Origin of the sequence: Pseudobacter sp., from assembly GCF_051955275.1 — a bacterium.
GTDB lineage: Bacteria > Bacteroidota > Bacteroidia > Chitinophagales > Chitinophagaceae > Pseudobacter.
On record NZ_JBQCGW010000233.1, the window covers coordinates 1 to 21,713 of the forward strand.

The window sequence follows — 21,713 nt, forward strand, 5'->3', positions numbered from 1 at the left end:
ATCCGTTCCTGAAGGTTGACACTATAAGTATGCATGAACCGGAGGTATTCCTCCAAAAATAATGAGTGAGTAAACTATTTCAGAGCTCCAATCGATCAAAGGATTGAATACCTCTGAAACGTTTACAATAAACCTGAAACGGTTAAATCACCTACACTATATGCGAAAGGATGATCCCGGTAGCCACGGCGGCATTCAGACTCTCCGCCTGCCCGATCTTAGGGATCGTAACCTTTTGCGTTGCCATCTGCAACAACTCCTCGCTGATCCCCTTGCTTTCATTGCCTATCAACAGGATCCCTTCCTTCACCGCTCCTAATTTGGGCAAAGGCGTACCATTCAGGGTAGCCGCGTACACCGGAATATCAGCATGGTTCTGCAGAAAAGAAGCCAGGTCCTCATACAATACCCGCACCCGGGCAATACCTGCCATGGTAGACTGCACCACCTTAGGATTGAACACATCGGCAGATTCGCGGCTACATATGACAGTGCTGATGCCGAACCAGTCGGCGCAACGGACAATGGTTCCCAGATTGCCTGGATCCTGCACCGTATCCAGCATTAACGAAATTTTATTTCGCAACACCAGTCCCGTGGGGAATACCGGTTTGCGGAAAATTCCCAACACCTGGTTAGGGGTGTGGAGCGAAGAAATGCGTTGCAGTTCAGCCGCAGTTACCGTCTGTACAGCATTCTGCGGCAGGAAGGCCTGCTGCTGTATCCAGCTGTTCTCCGCGTAAAGCTGCACCAGGTCTGTATTTCCAGCCGCCAGCAACTCCTCGATGATCTTGGGACCCTCGGCTACAAATACCCCTTCCTCATCCCTTAATTTTTTCTGGCTCAAACTTTGAATATATTTGACCTGCGTTTTAACCAACATTGCGCTTCCATTTTTTTAGTGATGATATCATCCGGCCAGCAAGTTACTGTATTTGTAAAGCAATCCCGGTGGGTAGTTTATTGCCTGCTGTGTATGATGCTGGTCAGTTCCTGCATCCCATCCGTGAACAAAGCCTATAAAGGCAAGACCTTCGTTTACCAGACCAATATCAATATCAAAGGCAAACTGCCCGGCTATAAAAAAAGAGAACTTTCTGAAAAACTGCTGAACCAGCTGGACGACAGCCTGAAAGTACGTGTGCTCTCCTGGGCTGGCCTGGTGAAAACCTATGTGCGCCCGCCCCTCTTCGATACCACCAATATCGGCAGATCCAGGGTGTTCATGAATGCCCTGCTCAGGTCCAACGGCTATTTTCAATCATCCATCACCGATACCTTCAATATCAAACCCGTCAATGGGAAGAACCGGGTTTATATTACTTTTAATGTAGACCCCGGTATTCAACTTAAAATAGACAGTATCGGCTTTGCCCTCACCACCCCCGAACTGCAGGAACTGGCGCTGGAACACCGTAACCGCTCCGATCTCAAAAAGAATTCACCGTATACTATAGAATCTGTATCCAACGAAGTGGACAGATTGCTGACCTCCTTCCGCGATAACGGTTATTATAAGATCACCCGGGAAAGTATTTATGCGGAAGTGGATACTGTTGTGGCCGCCCTGATAGATCCTACCCTGGATCCCTTTGAACAGATCCGCCTCCTGGATTCCCTCCGCCGCAAGCGCGATAACCCCACCATCAACGTGGTGTTCAAACAGCGGGAGCCCAAAGACAGCACCCATCTCATGAAATATTACATGGGTAATGTATCCGTATACCCTGATATCTACCTCCTGGAAGATACCACCGACCAGAAAAGGGATACCACCACCATCGATCATTTCAAATTCTATTATAATTCACGCAAATTCAAACTGCCTTTCATCGCCAAAAATATTTCACTGGACCCCGGCGCCCTCTACCGGCAAAGAAGGTATTACAGAACTATCAATACCTTCAACCAGCTGGGCCCCTGGCAGAATGTAGACCTAGAACTGCATGAACGTTACGATAGTGTACCGCTGCTCGATGCCACGCTGAAACTCTACCCCGCCAAGAAACAAAGCATCACGGTGGATGTGGAAGCCAGCCGCAACGTGAGCGATTTCCTCTCCAACGGCCGTTTCTTCGGTATTGGCCTGAATTTCCGCCTGCTTGATCGCAATGCCTTTCGCGAAGCCATACAAACCAGTACCAATGCGCGTTTCGGGATAGAGCTCGGAACCAACCTGGTGCAAACACTGCAGGCCAGTTTCTCCCATAATATCTATTTCCCGAAATTCATCCTGCCCTGGAAACTGAACCAGGAGGAACGTGTACTCAGCCCCCGCACCGTGCTCTCCCTGGAAGCGGGTTATACCAACCGCCGCGAATTCTTCCAGGTACCCAGCATGAAAGCCAGCTGGGGATATGAATGGATCAGCGGCCGCATCAGGGGCAGCAGCGAAACACCGCGGCGCAGGATCAACTGGCAATACATCCCGCTCAACTTTGAATATACCAGCGTACGCAAAACCGACAGTCTGAAAAAACTGGAACAACAGATCTCCGCTTACCGCTTTGCCTTCAACGATGGTATGATCATCAGCCAGGTGCTCAGCGCCAGTACCACCATGCAGAAGCCTAACAGGCTCACCCTGCTTCGTGCCCGCGTGGAAGAGAGCGGCGCCATCTTCGGTACTATCAAAAAGCTGGAGCTTGGCGATCTCCGCCGCTTTGTGAAGATCGATGCGGAAGTAAAACATTATATCGACTTTGCCAGGTCATCACTTGCGCTCCGCGCCTATGGCGGCATCGGCATCATTTACGGTAAAACCGATACCGGCGGCGTGATCATCCCTGAATACAACCTTCCTTTCTTCAAAGCCTTCTCCGCCGGCGGCCCTTACAGTATGCGCGCCTGGCAGATCCGGAGGCTTGGGCCGGGTACCGCCACCCTGTATGAACCCCGCAGCGATACAGCTGGCATCGACCGTTTCGGTAATATGCAACTTGAGTTCAACGCCGAATACCGCTTCAACCTCACTACTATTGCAGGTATCAAAGTGGCCAGCGCATTGTTTGTTGATATGGGAAATATCTGGAGCACCGAATTCAACCAGGATACCAAACAGAAGATCCCGGAAGCAAGCTTCAGGATCGACAGGCTGTATAAAGACATTGCCGTAGCGGGAGGCACCAGCCTTCGCTTCGATTTCGACTTCTTCCTGATCCGTCTTGACTGGGCTTACAAACTGAAGAATCCCGTGTTTGCCAATGAGAATGCGGGCTGGTTCCATAAACTGGATATCGGCAGCGGCCAGTTCCAGCTGGGTATCGGTTATCCGTTCTGATCCGTTTCCCCTTTCGTTTTCACCACATCTATATAAGTGGCTATCTGCTCCATGGTCATGGACTGATCCAGCGTGTAATCACCAATGCGCGTACGCACCAGCTTGCTGAGGTGGCCGCCTACCCCGAGCGCTTCGCCATAATCATTGGCCAGGCTTCGTATATAGGTACCCGTTGAACAGACAACCCTGAAATGCACTACAGGCATTTCAACGGCAGTGATCTCGAAGGTCCGGATGGTAACAGGACGTGGGTCCACTTTCACTTCTATTCCTTTGCGTGCCAGCTCATAGAGGCGCTTGCCATCTTTTTTAATGGCAGAATGCATGGGAGGCATCTGCAGGATATCCCCGGTGAATGGTTTGGTAGCTTCCTGCAACTGTTCAATAGTGATATGATCGAAAGGCTTGAAATTTTCCGGATCGCTTTCCAGATCGTAGGTGGGTGTGGTGGAACCAAGTGTGATGGAACCCGTGTACTCTTTTTCACGGGCCATATAATCATTGATCTTTTTGGTGAACTTGCCGGTACAAACAATGAGCAGTCCTGTGGCCAGCGGATCCAGTGTTCCCGCATGCCCCACTTTTTTGATGCGGATCATGTTGCGCACTTTGCGCACTACATCAAAAGAAGTCCATTCCAGGGGTTTATTGATCAGCAATACCTGCCCCTGCTCAAAATCATTTACCGGTGTTTCCATGCGGCGAAGATAGGCATCGCCGCTTAAATAGCCTGCCTGGCTTTCAACTCCAGGTATTTATTGACGGTTTCCACGGTAAGATTCTGCGGCGTGGTGAGGATGGTGGAGATGCCATGTTGCTGCAGTTCTTTCACGATCAGTCTTTTTTCGTGATTCATCCTTTCCGCAATGGTGCGCATATAGAGCGATTCAATATTGGTGACCTTCTGCGCTGTGAGCTGTTTCAGTTCCGTATTCTCGAAGAACACCACCAGCAAAAGGTGGTTGCGCGCAATACTGCGGATATAGGGAAGCTGCCTTTGCAGGCCGCTCACTGATTCAAAATTGGCGAAGAGCACTATCAGGCTTCGCTGTGTGATGCGCGTGCGCACCAGGGCATAGAGCTTTTCATAATCGGGCTCCAGGTATTGTGTCTGCTGGTTGTACAGCGTTTCCAGCACCAGGTTCATTTGTCCGGGCCTGCGGTCTGCCGGCAGGAACTGCCCGAGCGTATCGGAAAAAGTTACCAGTCCGGCCTTGTCCTGGCGGAGCAGGGCAACCCTTGTAAGCACCAGCGTTGCGTTGATGGCATAATCCAGCAGGCTCATGCCTTCGAATGGCATTTTCATCACACGGCCTTTATCGATCACGCAATAGATCTGCTGGCTGCGCTCATCGGAATAATTATTCACCATCAGCTGGCCGCCTTTGCGGGCCGTGGCCTTCCAGTTGAGGCTGCGGATATCATCTCCCGTAACATATTCCTTGATCTGTTCAAACTCAAGACTGTGGCCGATCTTACGGATCTTTCTGCTACCGGCATCGGCCAGGTTATTGCTCATGGCCCGCAGTTCAAACTGCCTGAGCGCAAAGAATGATGGCAATACTCTCACGGTGGTTTGTTCCCCTGCTTCCTGGAAACGGCGGATCACCAGTCCCAGGATGCTTTTGGCAAATACATTCACGTAATGGAAAGTATACTCACCGCGTTCAACGGGACGCAATTTGTAATGAAGCGTTTCACTGCCGCCAATGCCCAGCTGCAACTTCAGCAGGAAATCGCGTTTCTGGAACTGCACCGGCAGCTCATCGATCACTTTCAGGAATACCGGGAAATTATACCTGCTGGTCAGCACGATGCTCACGGCGTTCTCATCTCCGTTGCTGAACCTTTCCGCCATCTTACGCTCCGCCTTTATTCCTTTTCTGGAAAACAGGATGATATAATCCACTATCACAAGGGTTACAAAGAATATAAGCCCGTAAGAGGCTATCGCATACAGGAACGGCCAGTTGAAAGAAAGGATGAACAGGAGGATCAGCACCGCAAAAGCGATGTAGAACAATCTTCCGAAGAACAATGGTTTTATGAAACGTTTGATAAAGCCCATGCTATATTATCTCGGTACCTCAATTTGTTGAAGAATATCCCTGATCACATCGTCTGTGTTGGCGCCTTCCATTTCTTTTTCAGGTGTGAGCACCAGTCTGTGGCGGAGAACGGATGGTGTGATATGCACCACATCTTCCGGTGTGATGAAGTCACGGCCACGGATAGCCGCTAATGCCTTGGCGCCGTTCAGGATGCCGATGCTGGCGCGGGGTGAAGCACCCAGGTAAATGGATTTATGGTTTCTTGTGCTGCCCACGATGGTGGTAATAAAGCTGATCAGTTTGGGCTCCACATGCAGGGTGCGGACCTGCTGGCGGAGAGAGTCCACCTGTGCACCGGTTAGCACCTCACCTACCTGCGCCATCATGTCTTTCAGATTGCTCTGGTGATGATGCATTACTACCTGGTATTCCTGCTCCTGGGTTGGATAGCTAACCAGTATTTTAAAAAGAAAACGGTCGAGCTGCGCTTCCGGCAGATGATATGTTCCTTCCTGCTCAATGGGGTTCTGGGTGGCCACTACCATGAAGGGAGATTCAAGCGCATAGCTATGTCCATCCACCGTTACCTGCTTTTCTTCCATCACCTCAAAGAGGGCTGATTGTGTTTTGGCCGGGGCGCGGTTGATCTCATCTATCAGCACGATATTGCTGAAGATGGGGCCACGCTTGAACTGGAAAGTACTTTCTTTGGGATTGAAGATGGAGGTGCCGATCACGTCGCTCGGCATCAGGTCCGGAGTGAACTGGATGCGAGAGAAATCAACGGAGATACATTTGCTCAGCAGTTTTGCCGTAAGGGTTTTGGCAACACCGGGCACTCCTTCGATGAGCACATGACCATCGGCGAGGATGGCTGCCAGCAGCAGCTCCACCATTTCGTCCTGACCTACGATCACTTTACCGATCTCCTGTTTAAGGGCATGCACCTGCTGATGCAGGATCCCCAGGTCGGTGCGGCTCTGAAAAATATTGTTTGTTTCCATTTCCATGTTCTGTATGCGTTTGAATAGGTGATGTTTATTTTTTATCAGGTATGCTGGTAAAAATGATCCAGCTGCTGCTGCAGTTCCAGTAATTCCATATCAGTAACGCCGTAATGGGCCTGCGCGTATTTCAGCTGATATACCAGGGATTTCAGCGATTCTTTATCGTAACCGGATTTATGCGCCAGTCTTTCAATGAAATCATCGTCCATGGTGGTGCGCACATTGAATTTACGGCGCACATGGTCCATAAAGATAGCCGCCATTTTGTAAGCCAGGTTATTATTGTCTTTCCGTTGCAGGTAGAGCCTTCCAACGGTCCTGGCAAATTCAACAGTGGCATTCTTCAGGGGGGCGCGAACGGGGATGATCCTTTGTTTGCGTTTGGATTCGAAAAGATATACGATCACTGCCATCACCAGCACCATCCACATGGCGGCAGCCAGACCAGGTTGTTTTTTAAGCCAGCCCAGGGCAGAGAAATTCTTCGGCTTATTGCTTTTGCTGCTACGGAAATAATCGTCCCAGTACAGGGAAGAGATATTATCCGGCAGGTAGCTGAGTACAGCATCGTAATAAGCTTTGTTGTTCTTATGCAGCAGGAAGAAGTTGGATAATGCCAGGGGTTCCGTATGCAGGTAGATGGCTCCTCCCCCATCCCAGGAGAACTTTACAAAATTGGGGCGGCCCTTTCCATCCCAGCCCAGCACTTCCGTGATGGAAGAATCTATTTTGCTGAAATAGTTCTCCAGCGGGTAACCGGGATAAGAGAAAGAATCCACTTTTCCACTCACCGGATCAGCAACGGAAACGGAGCGGCCGGTGGAAATAAAATCATTGTCGGTCTGCAGGTGTAAAGAATCCAGGATGCGGTCATTGAAGCTGAAAGCGCTCATGAACACGGTTCCGCCACGCTGAATGAAATTATGGATAGCCGTAGCTTCATCTTCCGTAGCGAATACATTCCTGGCCACAACAACAAGTGCTTCGCGTTTTCCGTTGAGCGACAGCTGCTCTTTTTCAGTATTGTTACCGGAGAAGCTATAGGGAGAAAGCGGCTTCTTGTTCACTTCTATCAGTGCATCGGGGAAAATGTCCGACAGGTTCTGGTGTGCATACCAGGTTCCGTATGGGATCTTATCTGCACGATAAAGCGTGATGCGCTTGTCCAGTTCTTTTTTATTGGTGCTGCAACCGGCCATTATTACCAGTGCCAGCAACAGGAGATACCATCTGTATGTTATAATCTGTTTCAACGGCGGATGGTATTTATAAAGTTCTGAAAATCTTTGTATACAAGGTTGAACTGTTCACCATTCAGTTCAAATTCTCCGTACCACACATAGTCATACACGTTAGTGAGATAAGAGAAGCTGCCGGTGGGATCATGGGCGCGCATCTGGTTCACATAATCGTGGTTGGTGCTGCGTGCATCCAGCTTGATCTTGCCAACTTCATCCAGCCTGCGCAGGGTGAAGAGGTAGCTGTAGCGGATAGCCAGGCGGAACTTCCCCTGCTCGATGGATTCTTTGATCTTTGCCTGCAGTTCGTCCACATTCAGGTCTTCGGCTGCTTCTTCTTCGTGAACTTCTTTCAGCCGGGCATCGTGCTGCCAGGGCCAGCGGTTACCCATCAGTTTATAGATGAGGAAGCCAAGCAGGGCTACCAGCACCAGGATCATGAATATTTTGGCGATGCCGGCGAGACCTGAGAAATCCCAGGTACGGTATTCCCGGTCGCGGTTGTATTCCTGGTCATCGGAAGACTTCGGTTTCTTTTTACCTTTTACCTGTTTTTCGGTCCAGTAAGCAGAGTCATTGGCGTATGCAAAGGCTTTATCCAGTTTCAGCCGGGCTACGGTGGAATCGGGCACTTTACGGAGTGAAGGTGCTGCGGGGGCTTCTTCCAGATCTTCTTCCCCATCCAGCCCTTTTTCCAGAACATCTTCAATCAGTTCCCCGGCTCTACTGGTACCAGAGGTGCCTGTTTCATGCACCACCGTTGTATCGAACAAGGTACTATCCACCAAAGGCTGTTCTGTCTGCGCCTGCGCGCCTGTGCTGAGCAGGAACAATCCCAGCACCAGCAGGAACCTGAATATTTTGGATGAGGAATATGAGTTCTCTACAAACATGAGCTGTTATAACAATTCAGCGGATTGCGACCTCCTGTTTACGATGGCGGGATAGATCACAAAATACCAGATGATAAAAATAAAGGAGATGGCAAGTATCGATATGCTCAGGGCTTTGGGCATATGGGTAAGTCTTGTTACGAATCCTTCCAGGAAGGCGGCTGCAATGAATACCGGCACCAGGCCCATCATCAGCATCACGCCGTGTTTGGCTCCTGCTTTCAGGGATTCCAGGCGTTTGCGTGTGCCGGGGAAGAGTATGCTGTTGCCAAGTATGAAGCCGGCAGCACCGGAGATCACGATAGCGGAAATTTCCAGGGTGCCATGGATCCAGATCACCAGCACGGAATCAAATCCCAATCCTTTTGCAAAGAACATGTACTGGAAAGCGCCAACCATCACTCCATTGGTGAAGAGGAGCCATACGGAGCCGAGCGACAGGAAGAGCCCTCCTACAAATACGAGGAAGGACACCTGGATATTATTGAGTGCAATGCGGAGGAACATTTCCATCCGGTTCTCGTCTTTATACACGCCGAAGGGATCGCCGGAAGAAATATTCTCTTCCGTCATTTCCACATATCCGTCACCCAGGATACCGCGTATGAAGCTGTCGTCATGCGCTGCGGAAAAAGCGGCCATGAGCGCCATAGCGGTAAAAAAGATAAATGCCCAAAATAATTCGCGACGATGTTTATAAGCTACGAGGGGGAGGTCTGTTTTCCAGAAACGGAGGATCCTGGAACCGCGTTCTCTTTTATTGCGGTAGATATCGAGATAGATGCGGGAGGCCAGCCCGTTCAGGTAGCGGGTGACCCTGCTCTCAGGATAAAAAGTTTTTGCGTATCCAAGGTCATCCACCAGTTCAGTGAAACGTTTGGCAGTTTCATCGGGGTCTGCCTGCTGGTTGAATTGGTATTGCTTCCACTTCTCAACATTCTTTTTTAAAAAAAGGCCTTCTCTCACGGGTCAGAAGTTTATAAATTTATGCCGGAATAAATATAATAGTTAAATCTTAGAACGTTACTATCAGGTTATCCATTTTATCTTTTTATTTGTTTATCAATGGCATTGCTCAAACTAGATACAGGTTTTAATCTCGAAGTGGAAATTCCGGTGGCACCGTTTCCTAAACGTCTTTTGGCCTGGATTATTGACGGGGCTGCCTGTATTATTTATTACCTCCTGGTACTGGCCATCTCCTATGCATCGGGTACCGGCTGGCTGATCTATATCTTCATGCTCCCCTACCTGCTTTATTACCTGCTGAGCGAGATCCTGCTCAATGGCGGGAGCCTGGGTAAACTGGCCGTAGGCATCCGGGTGATAGCGGAAGACGGCGGCACGCCCACCGGAAACCAGTACATGATCCGCTGGCTGTTCCGATTGATTGACTCCCCTTTCGGGTTCATGCTGATGGTAACCGGGCAGATCCTTCCCTGGTGGTGCTTCCCATTGATCTTTACAGGCATTGCCGTAACCATATTCACGCCCAAATCCCAGCGTGTTGGCGATATCCTTGCCGGCACCATCCTGATAGATACCAGAACGCGCACCAGCATCAATGATACCATCTTCACGGAAGTGGAATCAACCTACCAGCCAAGGTATCCTGAAGTAATGAAGCTGAGCGATAAGGATATCAATACCCTCAAAGGCATCCTGCAAAGCATCACTTCACGCGGCGATATGGGCATGGCAATGCGCATAGCCGACCGCATCAAGGCCAAACTCAACCTGCAGAGTGATGAAGATTCCTTCCAGTTCCTTCATACGTTGATGAAGGATTACAATTATTACACTACAAGGTAGAATTTACGGCAGCGCCGATTATGGCCAGTATGATGGCCACCACATAGAAGCCAATGATAACAATGGTGAAGATGCCCCAGTATTTGGAATACTTACGGAGATTATTCATGCTGGAATTGAGCAATACCTGGTCATTTCCATAGATAGCCCTGATGGCCTGAACAGAGAATTTGTATCTCCAGAAATTAGGGATCAGGTAAACAGCTGTCATCAGCAGATAAATGATCGTTACAACTACTCCTCCTCCGCCTCCCAGGGCACTCATGGAGAAGTCCATACCCGGCATTTCATCATAAAGGCCGCTCACAGCGCCTCCTGCAATAAATGCAATGATGATGAACAGGCCGCACAATACGAACCATACTACAGACAGGAATTTATTCCATTTAGCAGTTTGCAGCAGGTAAGATAAACATTGCTGGTCCATGTGCAGATCAAACACATTGTCTGATTTGCTGATTGAAGATTGCTCCATGATTATTGGTTGAATTTTCATATTAATGCTGATGCGCCATCCCGATGAGCTTCACGGAATAATTGACCATCACCAGCGCCAGTACTATCCAGGCATAAGGCACCAGGAATTTCTTACTGACGGTTTTTCTGCTGATCAGCCAGACCGTAGTGAGCGCAATCAAAACCAGAACGGGCAAAAGCGGTGGATAAAGAGAGAAACTGGCAGCGAAGTTGCCCCGGAGGGCAGCCAGCAAAGAACGTTGTATACCGCACATGGGGCAGTCCATGCCAAGCAGTTGCTTGTACATGCAGGGCAGCATATGGTTTTCCAGCCAGGTGAACATCTGAAAAAAGAAGGGTGATTGAAAAATAATGTTCACTATTCTTCAATCACCCTCTATTCAAAAGTATGGAATTACATTTGGCTCATATTCCAGAAAGAAGCAGCTGCTGCTCCGAAGATCACGATCCAGAAAATGTAATAGATGGTGTAGAGCGCACTGATCGCCAGACCAATGATCGACATGATCCATCCTGCATTCAGCTGGTTGTATCCTTCCCAGATAGCAGGGTTTTCTTTATACAGTTTCCGGCTTTTATTGCCGAGAACGAGGCCGATGATACCGAGGATCAGACCTACGAACAGGCATCCGAATACGATTGAACAAATACCCAGTACCAGTACTGCAGTTGCGTTAGGCAGCATGGCCTTTGGTTGGTTGCTTGGGGGTTGACTTAAATTTTCCATTTATAAGGCGGTTTTTTGAATATTGGGTTACAAGAAAATGAAAAAAAATGAAAACTTAAAAAATATTAATTCACAAGGCCTTAGCAAACACCATCAGAAAAATCGTAATGCGTATTAGTATGCTTGTGCGAATAATACCCTTTGCTTGCTGGGGTTGCCCGTCAGCACGCATTTCCCTTCCTCCGGTTCATTGTCCAGAGGGATACAGCGGATCGTAGCCTTGGTGAGCTCCTTGATCTTATCCTCTGTTTCAGCGGTTCCGTCCCAGTGGGCAGACACAAAACCGGCTTTCCCATTCAGGGTTTCCACAAACTGATCCCAGGTATCAACACGGGTAATATGGCTGTTGCGGTGCTGCAGCGCCTTATTGAAGATATTCTGCTGGATCTCTGTGAGCAGGCCGGACACCCTTTCGGTGAGCCCGTCCAGGGAAACAGTAGTTTTTTCTTTGGTGTCCCTTCTGGCCAGTTCCACCACATTGTTCTCCAGGTCGCGCAGACCGATAGCGATACGCACAGGCACGCCCTTCATTTCATATTCTGCGAACTTCCAGCCTGGTCTTGAATTATCGTTATCATCGTATTTAACGCGGATGCCTGCAGCCTTGAAGCTGTTTACGAGTTCCTGTGCTTTAGCGTCGATCTTCGCTTTGCTTTCCTCTCCTTTATAAATAGGAACGATCACCACCTGCTGGGGAGCGATCTTCGGAGGCAGGATCAGGCCTTCGTCGTCACTGTGTGCCATTACCAGCGCGCCGATCAGGCGGGTGCTTACGCCCCAGCTGGTTGCCCATACATATTCCAGTTTATTTTCCTTGTCGGAGAATTTCACATCGAACGCTTTGGCGAAGTTCTGTCCCAGGAAGTGGGAAGTACCTGCCTGCAGGGCCTTACCATCCTGCATCAGTGCTTCGATGCAATAAGTGTCAACCGCACCGGCAAAACGCTCGCTTTCGGTTTTCACACCTTTGATAACGGGCAGGGCCATCCAGTTTTCCACGAAATCAGCATACACATGCAGCATTTTCACTGTTTCCTCCACCGCTTCCTGTGCAGTAGCGTGGGCGGTATGTCCTTCCTGCCAGAGGAATTCGGCTGTACGGAGGAAAAGGCGTGTACGCATTTCCCAGCGCACCACGTTGGCCCACTGGTTGATGAGGATGGGGAGATCGCGGTAGCTCTGGATCCATCCTTTATAGGTGTTCCAGATGATGGCCTCGCTGGTTGGGCGGACCACCAGTTCTTCTTCGAGCTTCGCTTCCGGGTCAACCATCAGCGCGCCCTTTTTATCGGGATTTGTTTTGAGACGATAGTGGGTTACCACAGCGCATTCTTTGGCGAAGCCTTCTGCATTCTTTTCTTCGGCTTCGAAGAGGCTTTTGGGAACGAAAAGCGGGAAGTAGGCGTTAACGTGACCAGTGTCTTTGAACATTTTGTCGAGTGCGTCGCGCATGTTTTCCCAAAGCGCAAACCCATAAGGTTTAATTACCATACAACCGCGTACGGAAGAATGGTCGGCCAGGCTGCTTTTTATGACCAGGTCATTGTACCATTTGGAGTAGTCTTCGCTTCTGCTGGTGATCTCTTTGCTCATATATTCTTGATAATTTTTAACACTCCCCCCGCAACATTTTAATCGCCGTCACGGTCAATTTATTGTAATTTTAAATTGTGGAGTAAGCAAAAGTAGTACTTCGCATTGTAAAACGTTAAAATCGCAATTATGAAGTCCCGGTTTATCCTCTTAACAGCAATAATAGCGGCTGGCTTTACCAGTTGTTCGGTTTCAAAATCCGGGCAAACTGTGGATGACGTCTATTATTCCCCTGCCCGTGAAACGGGTGGTGCAGTAGCAGCCCGTGGAAGCGGTGGAGATGATTATATCGATGTGAGAGAAAGACAGAGTTCACGTTATCAATCTTCTTCCCGTTACAATAATTCAGATGATTATTATTACGATGATGATGCATATCTCCGTATGAGGGTGCGGAATCCGTATAACTCACGCTGGAGCATGTTCGATAATTACTGGAACGATCCTTTCTATGGAGGTTTCGGAAATGGCTTCGGTGGTGGCTTCTACGGAGGTTTCTCACCCGGCTGGAGCATCGGCTTCAACAGTTATTACAGCCCCTGGAACAGTTTCTACAATCCCATGTACGGATATGGTGGCTGGAACCACGGCTGGAACAGCTACTATTACTGGAACAATTTCTACAATCCTTACTGTGTGGGTGCGGTAGTGGTAAATCCCAAGACCAACCCCAATACCTACACCAGGGTGCGTAATTTCAGTATGGCTGGTTATAACAACAGCGCCTACAACAATCGTAATACCACTGTGAACAGCAGAACAGGACGTGCAAATTACAGGCTGCCTTCCGGCATCGGTGTGTACAATAACAGCAACCGTATGAGCACCAACAGTTCCAACCGCAGTTACAATACCGGCAACAGGAGCAGCGGCAGGGGCAGTTACTATGGTGGTCAGGGTAATACAGGCAGGAGTTATGAGAGAACCTACTCTCCTCCAGACAGGTCTTATTCTCCCAGCACCAATAGCAGCGGTTCTTCCGGCCGTTCAGGAGGCAGCTCTGGCGGCTCCAGTGGCGGAAGCAGCGGTGGTGGTGTAAGCAGACCAGGCCGCAACTAATACTACTGGTTGATAATACAACAGATTATACCAGGAGGAACCAGGATTTGAGATCTCTTGAATTTTGCTTCCTCCTTTTTATTGCATTTACTCAAAGCTTGCAAGCAGACAACATATAGCTACGATTATGAAAAAACATATTTATACAGCCCTCTTCCTTGCCTGCGGGATCCCCGCAATGGCGCAGATCCCGGAAGATGCATTCAGGATGGGCTATACCGTACCTGGTGGAACCGCCCGCTCCCAGGCCATCGGGGGAGCAGTAGGCGCCCTCGGCGGCGATCTGAGCAATCTCTTCAACAACCCGGCCGGACTGGCCTTCTACAAAAGCAGTGAGATAGTGCTCACTCCCCAGTTCGGATTCTATAATGGCAAAGGCGATTTCAGAGGGACCAATTCAACGGGTGAGGCTTTCAATAAATTCAATATGGGTGCTTCGGGTTTTGTAACCGGCTGGACCGACCGCTACAGCCGCTGGGGCACCAAGGCATTTGGTATTGCCATCAACCGCACCGCCAACTTCAATGGCGTGGTGAACTATAAGGGTGTGAACGATTATAGTTCCTATAGCACCAATATGGCCGATGAGTTCTACAGATATTATCAGGATCAGCGTGGGGCCAACCCCGGTAAGTCCGATGCCGATATCATTGAAGATGCCCTGGATGACAACCAACTGTCCCTGCTCACAAAAATGGGCCTGTACACTTACCTGATAGATGTGGATGCGGGTCCTGGCGGACAGGGCACCGTATTCTCCCGCGCGGAAGAGGCAGGGATCCTCAACCAGTCTTATATCGCTAAAACCACCGGCGGTATCACTGAGATATCGTTGGGTATGGGCGCCAATATGGATGATAAGCTGTACTTCGGTGGTAGCCTCGGCATCCCCATCGTCAATTACAACCGGATCAGCACCTATCGTGAATCCGATGTGGATGGAAAAGGCAATAATGAATTCGACTTCAGTCAATACAAAGAAGAATACAATTCAAAAGGTGTGGGATTTAACGTAAAGCTTGGACTCATATATAAAGCGGCAGAGCAACTTCGTTTAGGCCTCTCCGTTCATACGCCCTCCTTCTATGGTCTGCGTGATAAATTCCGCAGCAATATGACCACCAATATCGATACAGCAACAGGCAATATCAAGGAATTCAACGTGAACTCAAGCGTATTCTTCAACAATACAGACCCCAGTTTCAAATACAACCTGAATACTCCCTGGCGCTTCATTGCAAGTGGCGCTTACGTGTTCGGTGGCGTGGAAGATGTATCCAAACAACAGGGCTTCCTTTCCGCTGATGTGGAGTATGTGACCTATGGTGCATCAAGACTGCGTTCCGCAGATGAATACGAAGAAGGTGATTATTACAAGGACGTGAATGATGTGATCAAGGGTGAATACAAGGGCGCGTTCAACTTCCGTGTAGGTGGTGAGCTGAAGTTCAATACGTTCATGACCCGGCTTGGATTTGCTCATTACGGCAATCCGTACAAAGACGGAGCGCTGAATGCCAGCAGAACCAATCTCAGTGCCGGCCTGGGTTTCAGAGACAGGGGCATGTTCCTGGATCTTACGTATGTGCATAGCATTTATAAGGATGTAAACTTCCCTTATCGTGTGGATGCCCCACTGGCCAATACATTTGCGGAAACAACCCAAACCAACGGGCAGGTAGTGCTCACTGTTGGATTCAAATTATAGATCGTGTAGTACAGCTATTAAAATCAAAAGCCCCCTATGGCAAGGGGGCTTTATGATTTGTAAGGTTTACTAAACCTTAACCCTTCACTTTTGTCTCGTAACGCGGTAATTTCGAGAATTCGGATACCAGAAATCACCTGAGACTCGCGTAGTACAAAGTTCGGCTAAAACATTAGAATATTAATGTATTTAACTTTTTATTGCGATTTTTTGTAATAACTTCTAATAACCTTCAAAAGATATTTGAAAACAGCGAATTAGAATTGCGGCTACAAGTTAAAAAATCATTCTCTGGTAGAAAATAACCTTGAAAAAAATTTTTGTTCACATTTTTCAGCCATCCTGTTTACAAAGTTCCAGAACCCTTTTCCAGTCTGCCGGAGCGGTCCATTCAAAGGCCTGGTCTTTCCGGAACCAGGTCAGTTGCCGTTTGGCATAATGACGGGTATTCTTCTTTATTTCCTCTACTGCTTCTTCGAGTGAAATCTTTCCATCCAGGTGGTCAAACAATTCTGAGTAGCCTACGGTTCGCAGGGCATTCAGATGCCTGTGCGGGTACAGGGATCTTACTTCTTCCAGGAGCCCCTGCTCCATCATCAATCCCACCCGGAGATTGATGCGTTCATGCAGTTCTTCTTTAGGAAGATCAAGGCCTATTTTGATGACATTGAAAGGGCGGGAAACTTTTTTCCGTTGCTGAAATTCGCGGATGGATCTTCCGGTCTGGAGTTTCACTTCCAGGGCGCGGATCAGCCGGACAGGGTTGAGAATTTCCCCGGAGCTGTAATAGAGCGGGTCCTGATCCGCCACCTGTTGCTGAAGCCATGCAAGGCCGTAGGCAGCGAAGCCTTCGTTCAGTTGCTGGCGGATGGCGGGATCGATGGCGGGGATATCATCCAGGCCTTCGCAGAAGGCTTTGATATAAAGCCCGGTGCCTCCTACCATGATGGCGGTATCGTTTGACCGGAAGATGGAACCGGCTGCTTCCAGGGCATATTGCTCATAGGTAGCCGCATTCACATCCTGGTGAATGGAATGGGAGTTGATGAAATAATGATGCACCAGCTGCAGTTCCTCCGGGGAGGGTTTGGCCACACCGATGGACATTTCCTGGTAACACTGCCTTGAATCGGCAGAGATGATTGCTGTGTTGAAATGTTGAGCCAGCCTGATGGCCAGGCCCGTTTTGCCGGAGGCGGTGGGACCGCCGATGATAATGACGGTTTTGGTCATGTTATTAATCATCCCCTTCGGCCTCAGTTTCGCCGCTTTCCTCGGTAGCCATATCTTCCCCGTCCTCATTTTTCTGGCCAAAGCCTTCAGTGCCGAGGAGCAGGTCATATTTCTCTTCTACTTCGGAGAGCTTATCCTGTCCCATGAGGCCCTTGGTGCCGTTCTGTGAAGGAGCGATGCCCTCTGTTCTGATCACAGCGGGATATTCCAGCCTGGAGTTCTCATCCTTGGTAACGCCGATCAGCTCAACCAGGAAGCTCCAGTTCTTTACGAAGTCATAGATGTAGATGAACTTCTGGCTTGGATTCTTGATCTCGGACCCGATAAGTGTATCTGCCATCAGTAATGGCGGTGCTTCATACTTTTTATCGTATTTGTCCAGCGAGATCTCGCGGCCGCGCAGCCAGTTATCATTACTCCTGTAAAAGGTTGCCTGGTGTTTATTATCGAATTCATAGGATTTAAGGATTACCTGATGTAACTGCAGAAATGTTTGCGTATGCTTGATTGCCACATCGCGGTAGATGCTATCGTCCTCTTCAAAATAAACCCTGAATTTTAGTACAGCCATAAATCGAATATAATGATCGTTCGTTTCAAAAATAAGACAATATTCTAACTTTTTAAAAGGCCCATTTCGGCAGCTTTTTCCATCATGAACCGGTACGCTGCATCGTAGTTGTTTTCAATCACACCATCGAGGATGGCTTCGCGGATGGCGTTCTTCAGATCACCAACGGGTTTAGACGGAGGCAGGCTGAAGGTTTCCATGATCATCTCACCGGTAACAGGTGGTTGCCAGTTCCGGATCTTATCTTTTTCCTCCACTTCTTTCAACCGTTCCCGCACCATTTCAAAATTCTCCAGGAAGCGTTTCACTTTTTGTTTGTTCTTGCTGGTGATATCCGCTTCGCATAGCATCATCAGGTTATCGATGTCTTCACCGGCATCGAACAATAACCTGCGTATAGCCGAGTCAGTTATATTCTCTTTGGTGAGTGAGATGGGCCTGAGATGCAGCTCCACCAGCTTTTTCACCAGCCTCATTTTCTCATTCAGCGGGAGCTTGAGCTTACTGAAAATTTTCGGCACCATCCTCCCTCCCACTACTTCATGACCGTGAAAGGTCCAGCCATGACCTGTTTCAAATTTCTTGGTGGCCGGCTTGGCGATATCATGCAAAAGAGCTGCCCAGCGCAGCCAGAGATCATTGGTGTTGCGCGAAATATTGTCCACTACCTGGAGGGTATGGTAGAAATTGTCTTTATGCCCGTATCCGTCCACATACTCCGCACCTGCCAGGTCAACCAGCTGGGGGAAGATGATATGGAGAAGGCCGGCTTTATAAAGCAGGTCGAGCCCCACACTGGGCCTGTTGCTGCACATGATCTTGTTCAGTTCATCCGTGATGCGTTCCTGCGATACGATCCGGATGCGTTCCGCATTGTTCTTGATGCTCTGGAACACGGGGGGATCGATCACAAAATCAAGCTGGCTGGCAAAACGGACGGCGCGCATCATGCGAAGGGGATCATCGCTGAAGGTCTGATCAGGGTCCAGCGGTGTGCGGATCAGCTTCTTTTCCAGGTCGGCGAGGCCATTGAACGGATCTATGAGGGTGCCGTAATCCGCCTCATTGAGGCTGATGGCAAGGGCATTGATGGTAAAATCGCGGCGGTCCTGGTCGTCTTTCAGATTGCCTGGCTCAACTTCCGGGTTGCGGCTATGATAGCGGTAGCTTTCCTTGCGGGCGCCCACGAATTCTATTTCCCAGTCTTCCAGTTTGATCTGAGCGGTGCCGAAGGTTTTGAAGAATGCCACTGCGGGCCTGGGCTGGAATCGTTCCGCCACTTTATGGGCCAGGGCGATGCCATCACCCACGCAGACGATATCCGCGTCCTTGGTTTTCCGGCCCAGGATCTTATCCCGCACAAAACCACCGATCACGTATGCAGGCATACCTAGCTCGGCGGCCGCATGCGCGATCTTCTTAAAAACAAACAATTCCTTTTCCGTGCAGTTAATTTCCATAATTGGTGCAAATGTAAAACAAGTGAGGGATTAGCGGGAGTCGGGTGGCTTATGCCCGGAGACTGTTGAGGAGCTGCTCGTCCTTTATGTCCAGGGCACATTTAAAATGTCCGAGCGGACAGGCCTTCCGGCCATGCAGCCCGCAGGGGCGGCAGGGCAATGGCTCTTCGATCTCCACAATAAACTGTTTATCCGATAGCGGCCCGAAGCCGAAGGATGGCAAAGTGGAACAATACACGGCCGTAACAGGCGCGTTCACGGATGAAGCGAAGTGCATGGGCGCTGAATCGTTCACGTAATTCATGAAGGCGTCCTTCATGAGGGCGGCCGATTGCAGAAAGCTCAGTTGCCCACTGAGGTTGATCACTTTGGGGTGATGCACCGCGGTGCGGATAGCTTCCGCCAGTTCTTTATCGGGCGGGCCTCCCAACAAATAAATGGTGAGGTCGTAGGGAACCTTATTGATGAAGCTGATCCATTTTTCTACGGGGAATTGTTTGGTAAACCAGACAGATGCCGGAGAAATGGTGATATACTTATGCTCTTTATAATGATGCACGGCTTCTTCATCGCGCACGGAGGGATAAAGATGCGGCTTCTCAGGAATATTACCGGTGAGGTCGCTGATAAGATCGTTGCAGCGTTCAATTTCATGTTTGGGATGAGCTCCGGTGCTGATGATATGTTTCACTCGTTTGGAGAAGAGGAAACTCAGCGGGTTCTTATCGTACCCCACAGTATATTTTGCTCCGGAGAAAGCGGTGAGTATGCCGGTGGCGGCGAAGCGCTGCACATTAAAGACCTTATCGTAACGGGTGGCACGAATCTTGCGCAGAAGGGCAAACAGATTCTTTAATTTGCCCGATTTTTTATCCCATACCAGTACTTCATGCAGGAAGGGATGATCTTTCAGCAGCCCTTCATTGCCCTTCCTCACCATCATATCTATGTCGGCGCCGGGGAAATGAGCGTGCAGTTTATCCACGATGCCGGTGGCCAGCACCACATCGCCGATGAAGGCAGTCTGTATAACGAGGATCTTTTCTTTTGACATAGAATAATGAGTAAGGATCAGGGCCTGATTACAGTTATTGTTCCGTTATCCCAGCGCACTACTGCGGAGGGGGCGGCGATAGTTTCATCATCCTGGCGGTATTCCACCACATAATCCACCGACTGGCGGATGGTTTCCGTTATTTCAGCGTAGTTGCGTGGTGTGGGCTCTCCGCTGATATTGGCTGAAGTGCTTACGATGGGTTTACGGAATCTTTTGATAAGGTGCCTGCAGAAATCCTCCTTCACTATCCTGATAGCGATGGAGCCGTCTTCATTCACCAGGTTATCTGCCAGTCCGATAGCGCCCTGGTAGATAATGGTGGTAGGTTTCTGAACAGTGTCGAGATAATCGAATACGGAGAGGTCGGTTCCCGCTACGTGCTGAATAATATCACGTTCATCGGCAAGGAGAACGATCATGCTTTTGGCAGCGGCCCTCTGCTTGAGCTCATATATTTTTTTTACCGCTTCGTAATTGGTGGCATCACAGCCGATACCCCAGACGGTATCGGTAGGATACAGTATGAGCCCGCCCTGGTTGAGGACTTCGAGACATTTTTCCACATCGTGGTTGAATTCCATGATGCAAATGTAATCGATCAGGAACAAGCGTCAAAAGTCTGGGACCTATCAACGGTTTTTAGAATGTGTTTTATTGGCGCTCAATTATTAAGTTTGCAGAAATTATTACTCATGGAGCTGCAACAACTTATAGCTGAAGCCTGGAATAACAGGGAACTGGTAAAAGAGAACAAATACACTGATGCTGTACGTGCAGTGATCGAAGAAGTGGATAAAGGCAGGCTCCGTGTAGCCGAACCCGATGGTGATAACTGGAAGGTGAACGAGTGGGTAAAGCAAGCCATCCTGCTGTATTTTGCCACGCAGAACATGCAGACCTGGACCCTGGAGCCATTTGAATTCCATGATAAGATGGCCCTGAAGAAAAACTATAAAGATCTCGGTGTGAGGGCTGTGCCCCATGCTATTGCCCGTTATGGCGCATATCTCGGAAAGAATGTGGTACTGATGCCTTCTTATGTGAACATCGGCGCATTTGTGGATGAAGGTACAATGGTTGACACCTGGGCCACTGTGGGCAGCTGCGCGCAGATCGGCAAGGGCGTTCACCTGAGTGGCGGTGTTGGTATTGGAGGGGTGCTGGAGCCTTTGCAGGCAAGCCCGGTTATTATTGAAGATGGTGCGTTCATCGGAAGCCGTTGTATTGTGGTGGAAGGCGTACGCGTGGGGAAAGAAGCAGTGCTCGGTGCAAACGTTGTTTTAACACAGAGTACCAAGATCATTGATGTAAGTGGTGCTGAGCCTGTTGAATACAAGGGCCGCGTACCAGCCCGGAGCGTGGTGATCCCCGGATCTTACACAAAGAAGTTCCCGGCCGGAGAATATAGCGTAAGTTGTGCCCTGATCATTGGCCAGCGTAAACCGAGCACCGATCTGAAGACCAGCCTGAATGACGCTTTGCGTGATTTCAATGTGTCTGTGTAAGTTCGCCAGAAATACGCGTACCATATATTTACATAGAAAACC

General features: G+C 49.3%; 21 protein-coding genes. 5 read left to right on the top strand and 16 right to left on the bottom strand.

Annotation, left to right across the window (positions count from 1 at the left end; all coding sequences use genetic code 11):
* Positions 1–151: 151 nt before the first annotated feature.
* Complete coding sequence (locus ACTHMC_RS20385) at positions 152–883, bottom strand: TrmH family RNA methyltransferase (RefSeq protein ID WP_440415908.1); 732 nt, start codon at positions 881–883, stop codon at positions 152–154.
* Positions 884–976: 93 nt separating this feature from the next.
* On the opposite strand from ACTHMC_RS20385, the gene ACTHMC_RS20390 reads away from it, so the two are divergent.
* Positions 977–3,280 (top strand): BamA/TamA family outer membrane protein, encoded by a 2,304-nt coding sequence (locus ACTHMC_RS20390; protein ID WP_440415910.1) that lies wholly within the window; start codon positions 977–979, stop codon positions 3,278–3,280.
* Here the strand turns inward: ACTHMC_RS20390 and truB are convergent.
* Genes truB through ACTHMC_RS20420 form a run of 6 tightly spaced genes read right to left on the bottom strand, consistent with a single transcriptional unit; the run spans position 3,268 to position 9,435 of the window.
* Positions 3,268–3,978, bottom strand: coding sequence for a tRNA pseudouridine(55) synthase TruB (truB, locus tag ACTHMC_RS20395; RefSeq protein ID WP_440415912.1), 711 nt, complete (start codon positions 3,976–3,978; stop codon positions 3,268–3,270). The genes ACTHMC_RS20390 and truB overlap by 13 nt on opposite strands.
* A gap of 23 nt (positions 3,979–4,001) precedes the next feature.
* Positions 4,002–5,348, bottom strand: a complete 1,347-nt coding sequence (locus tag ACTHMC_RS20400; RefSeq protein WP_440415914.1) for a DUF58 domain-containing protein — start codon at positions 5,346–5,348, stop codon at positions 4,002–4,004.
* A 6-nt stretch (positions 5,349–5,354) separates the two neighbouring features.
* A complete protein-coding gene (locus tag ACTHMC_RS20405) occupies positions 5,355–6,341 on the bottom strand; it encodes an AAA family ATPase (protein WP_440415915.1) in 987 nt (328 codons plus the stop codon).
* Positions 6,342–6,379: 38 nt separating this feature from the next.
* Entirely contained in the window at positions 6,380–7,591 is a 1,212-nt protein-coding gene (locus tag ACTHMC_RS20410) for a DUF4350 domain-containing protein (protein ID WP_440415917.1), read from the bottom strand.
* The gene (locus ACTHMC_RS20415) at positions 7,588–8,469 is read right to left on the bottom strand and encodes a hypothetical protein (RefSeq protein WP_440415919.1); all 882 of its coding nucleotides are present in this window, start codon (positions 8,467–8,469) and stop codon (positions 7,588–7,590) included. The genes ACTHMC_RS20410 and ACTHMC_RS20415 overlap by 4 nt, the downstream gene beginning before the upstream one ends.
* A gap of 6 nt (positions 8,470–8,475) precedes the next feature.
* Complete coding sequence (locus ACTHMC_RS20420; protein WP_440415921.1) at positions 8,476–9,435, bottom strand: stage II sporulation protein M; 960 nt, start codon at positions 9,433–9,435, stop codon at positions 8,476–8,478.
* A 99-nt stretch (positions 9,436–9,534) separates the two neighbouring features.
* Between ACTHMC_RS20420 and ACTHMC_RS20425 the strand changes: the two genes are divergently transcribed.
* Positions 9,535–10,281 (top strand): RDD family protein, encoded by a 747-nt coding sequence (locus tag ACTHMC_RS20425; RefSeq protein WP_440415922.1) that lies wholly within the window; start codon positions 9,535–9,537, stop codon positions 10,279–10,281.
* On the opposite strand, the gene ACTHMC_RS20430 is transcribed toward ACTHMC_RS20425, so the two are convergent.
* The 4 genes from ACTHMC_RS20430 to proS form a co-directional block, all read right to left on the bottom strand.
* Positions 10,271–10,756: a hypothetical protein gene (locus ACTHMC_RS20430; protein ID WP_440415924.1), complete on the bottom strand. Its 486-nt coding sequence runs from the start codon at positions 10,754–10,756 to the stop codon at positions 10,271–10,273. The genes ACTHMC_RS20425 and ACTHMC_RS20430 overlap by 11 nt on opposite strands.
* Before the next feature lie 22 nt (positions 10,757–10,778).
* Positions 10,779–11,045 carry a DUF2752 domain-containing protein gene (locus ACTHMC_RS20435; RefSeq protein WP_440415926.1) on the bottom strand — a complete coding sequence of 89 codons (267 nt, stop codon included), beginning with the start codon at positions 11,043–11,045 and terminating at the stop codon, positions 10,779–10,781.
* Between the two features lie 107 nt (positions 11,046–11,152).
* The gene (locus tag ACTHMC_RS20440; RefSeq protein ID WP_440415927.1) at positions 11,153–11,443 is read right to left on the bottom strand and encodes a CCC motif membrane protein; all 291 of its coding nucleotides are present in this window, start codon (positions 11,441–11,443) and stop codon (positions 11,153–11,155) included.
* A 156-nt stretch (positions 11,444–11,599) separates the two neighbouring features.
* The gene (gene proS / locus ACTHMC_RS20445; RefSeq protein ID WP_440415929.1) at positions 11,600–13,078 is read right to left on the bottom strand and encodes a proline--tRNA ligase; all 1,479 of its coding nucleotides are present in this window, start codon (positions 13,076–13,078) and stop codon (positions 11,600–11,602) included.
* A 210-nt stretch (positions 13,079–13,288) separates the two neighbouring features.
* Here proS and ACTHMC_RS20450 point away from each other — a divergent pair, with 210 nt between their 5' ends.
* Positions 13,289–14,137: a hypothetical protein gene (locus ACTHMC_RS20450; RefSeq protein WP_440415930.1), complete on the top strand. Its 849-nt coding sequence runs from the start codon at positions 13,289–13,291 to the stop codon at positions 14,135–14,137.
* A 127-nt stretch (positions 14,138–14,264) separates the two neighbouring features.
* Entirely contained in the window at positions 14,265–15,845 is a 1,581-nt protein-coding gene (locus tag ACTHMC_RS20455; protein WP_440415932.1) for an OmpP1/FadL family transporter, read from the top strand.
* Positions 15,846–16,178: 333 nt separating this feature from the next.
* Here the strand turns inward: ACTHMC_RS20455 and miaA are convergent, their stop codons facing one another.
* The 5 genes from miaA to ACTHMC_RS20480 are packed head-to-tail and all read right to left on the bottom strand — an operon-like array spanning position 16,179 to position 20,747.
* Entirely contained in the window at positions 16,179–17,078 is a 900-nt protein-coding gene (gene miaA, locus ACTHMC_RS20460) for a tRNA (adenosine(37)-N6)-dimethylallyltransferase MiaA (RefSeq protein WP_440415934.1), read from the bottom strand.
* Positions 17,079–17,082: 4 nt separating this feature from the next.
* Positions 17,083–17,649, bottom strand: a complete 567-nt coding sequence (locus tag ACTHMC_RS20465; protein ID WP_440415936.1) for an IS1096 element passenger TnpR family protein — start codon at positions 17,647–17,649, stop codon at positions 17,083–17,085.
* A gap of 44 nt (positions 17,650–17,693) precedes the next feature.
* Positions 17,694–19,109 carry a CCA tRNA nucleotidyltransferase gene (locus ACTHMC_RS20470; RefSeq protein ID WP_440415938.1) on the bottom strand — a complete coding sequence of 472 codons (1,416 nt, stop codon included), beginning with the start codon at positions 19,107–19,109 and terminating at the stop codon, positions 17,694–17,696.
* Between the two features lie 49 nt (positions 19,110–19,158).
* On the bottom strand, positions 19,159–20,163 hold the full coding sequence (locus tag ACTHMC_RS20475; RefSeq protein WP_440415940.1) for a glycosyltransferase family 9 protein: 1,005 nt from the start codon (positions 20,161–20,163) through the stop codon (positions 19,159–19,161).
* A 17-nt stretch (positions 20,164–20,180) separates the two neighbouring features.
* Positions 20,181–20,747, bottom strand: a complete 567-nt coding sequence (locus ACTHMC_RS20480) for an L-threonylcarbamoyladenylate synthase (protein ID WP_440415942.1) — start codon at positions 20,745–20,747, stop codon at positions 20,181–20,183.
* A gap of 93 nt (positions 20,748–20,840) precedes the next feature.
* Between ACTHMC_RS20480 and ACTHMC_RS20485 the strand changes: the two genes are divergently transcribed.
* Positions 20,841–21,671 carry a 2,3,4,5-tetrahydropyridine-2,6-dicarboxylate N-succinyltransferase gene (locus ACTHMC_RS20485; RefSeq protein WP_440415944.1) on the top strand — a complete coding sequence of 277 codons (831 nt, stop codon included), beginning with the start codon at positions 20,841–20,843 and terminating at the stop codon, positions 21,669–21,671.
* The last annotated feature ends 42 nt before the right edge of the window (positions 21,672–21,713 follow it).

What these genes read in the sequence shown, in the direction of transcription:
- ACTHMC_RS20430 (WP_440415924.1), bottom strand. Translation starts at nt 10,756, where the DNA reads ATGGAGCAATCTTCAATCAGCAAATCAGACAATGTGTTTGATCTGCAC.
- ACTHMC_RS20480 (WP_440415942.1), bottom strand. Translation starts at nt 20,747, where the DNA reads ATGGAATTCAACCACGATGTGGAAAAATGTCTCGAAGTCCTCAACCAG.
- ACTHMC_RS20475 (WP_440415940.1), bottom strand. Translation starts at nt 20,163, where the DNA reads ATGTCAAAAGAAAAGATCCTCGTTATACAGACTGCCTTCATCGGCGAT.
- ACTHMC_RS20425 (WP_440415922.1), top strand. Translation starts at nt 9,535, where the DNA reads ATGGCATTGCTCAAACTAGATACAGGTTTTAATCTCGAAGTGGAAATT.
- ACTHMC_RS20405 (WP_440415915.1), bottom strand. Translation starts at nt 6,341, where the DNA reads ATGGAAATGGAAACAAACAATATTTTTCAGAGCCGCACCGACCTGGGG.
- miaA (WP_440415934.1), bottom strand. Translation starts at nt 17,078, where the DNA reads ATGACCAAAACCGTCATTATCATCGGCGGTCCCACCGCCTCCGGCAAA.
- truB (WP_440415912.1), bottom strand. Translation starts at nt 3,978, where the DNA reads ATGGAAACACCGGTAAATGATTTTGAGCAGGGGCAGGTATTGCTGATC.
- ACTHMC_RS20465 (WP_440415936.1), bottom strand. Translation starts at nt 17,649, where the DNA reads ATGGCTGTACTAAAATTCAGGGTTTATTTTGAAGAGGACGATAGCATC.
- ACTHMC_RS20400 (WP_440415914.1), bottom strand. Translation starts at nt 5,348, where the DNA reads ATGGGCTTTATCAAACGTTTCATAAAACCATTGTTCTTCGGAAGATTG.
- ACTHMC_RS20435 (WP_440415926.1), bottom strand. Translation starts at nt 11,045, where the DNA reads ATGTACAAGCAACTGCTTGGCATGGACTGCCCCATGTGCGGTATACAA.
- proS (WP_440415929.1), bottom strand. Translation starts at nt 13,078, where the DNA reads ATGAGCAAAGAGATCACCAGCAGAAGCGAAGACTACTCCAAATGGTAC.
- ACTHMC_RS20415 (WP_440415919.1), bottom strand. Translation starts at nt 8,469, where the DNA reads ATGTTTGTAGAGAACTCATATTCCTCATCCAAAATATTCAGGTTCCTG.
- ACTHMC_RS20470 (WP_440415938.1), bottom strand. Translation starts at nt 19,109, where the DNA reads ATGGAAATTAACTGCACGGAAAAGGAATTGTTTGTTTTTAAGAAGATC.
- ACTHMC_RS20390 (WP_440415910.1), top strand. Translation starts at nt 977, where the DNA reads ATGATGCTGGTCAGTTCCTGCATCCCATCCGTGAACAAAGCCTATAAA.
- ACTHMC_RS20455 (WP_440415932.1), top strand. Translation starts at nt 14,265, where the DNA reads ATGAAAAAACATATTTATACAGCCCTCTTCCTTGCCTGCGGGATCCCC.
- ACTHMC_RS20440 (WP_440415927.1), bottom strand. Translation starts at nt 11,443, where the DNA reads ATGCTGCCTAACGCAACTGCAGTACTGGTACTGGGTATTTGTTCAATC.
- ACTHMC_RS20385 (WP_440415908.1), bottom strand. Translation starts at nt 883, where the DNA reads ATGTTGGTTAAAACGCAGGTCAAATATATTCAAAGTTTGAGCCAGAAA.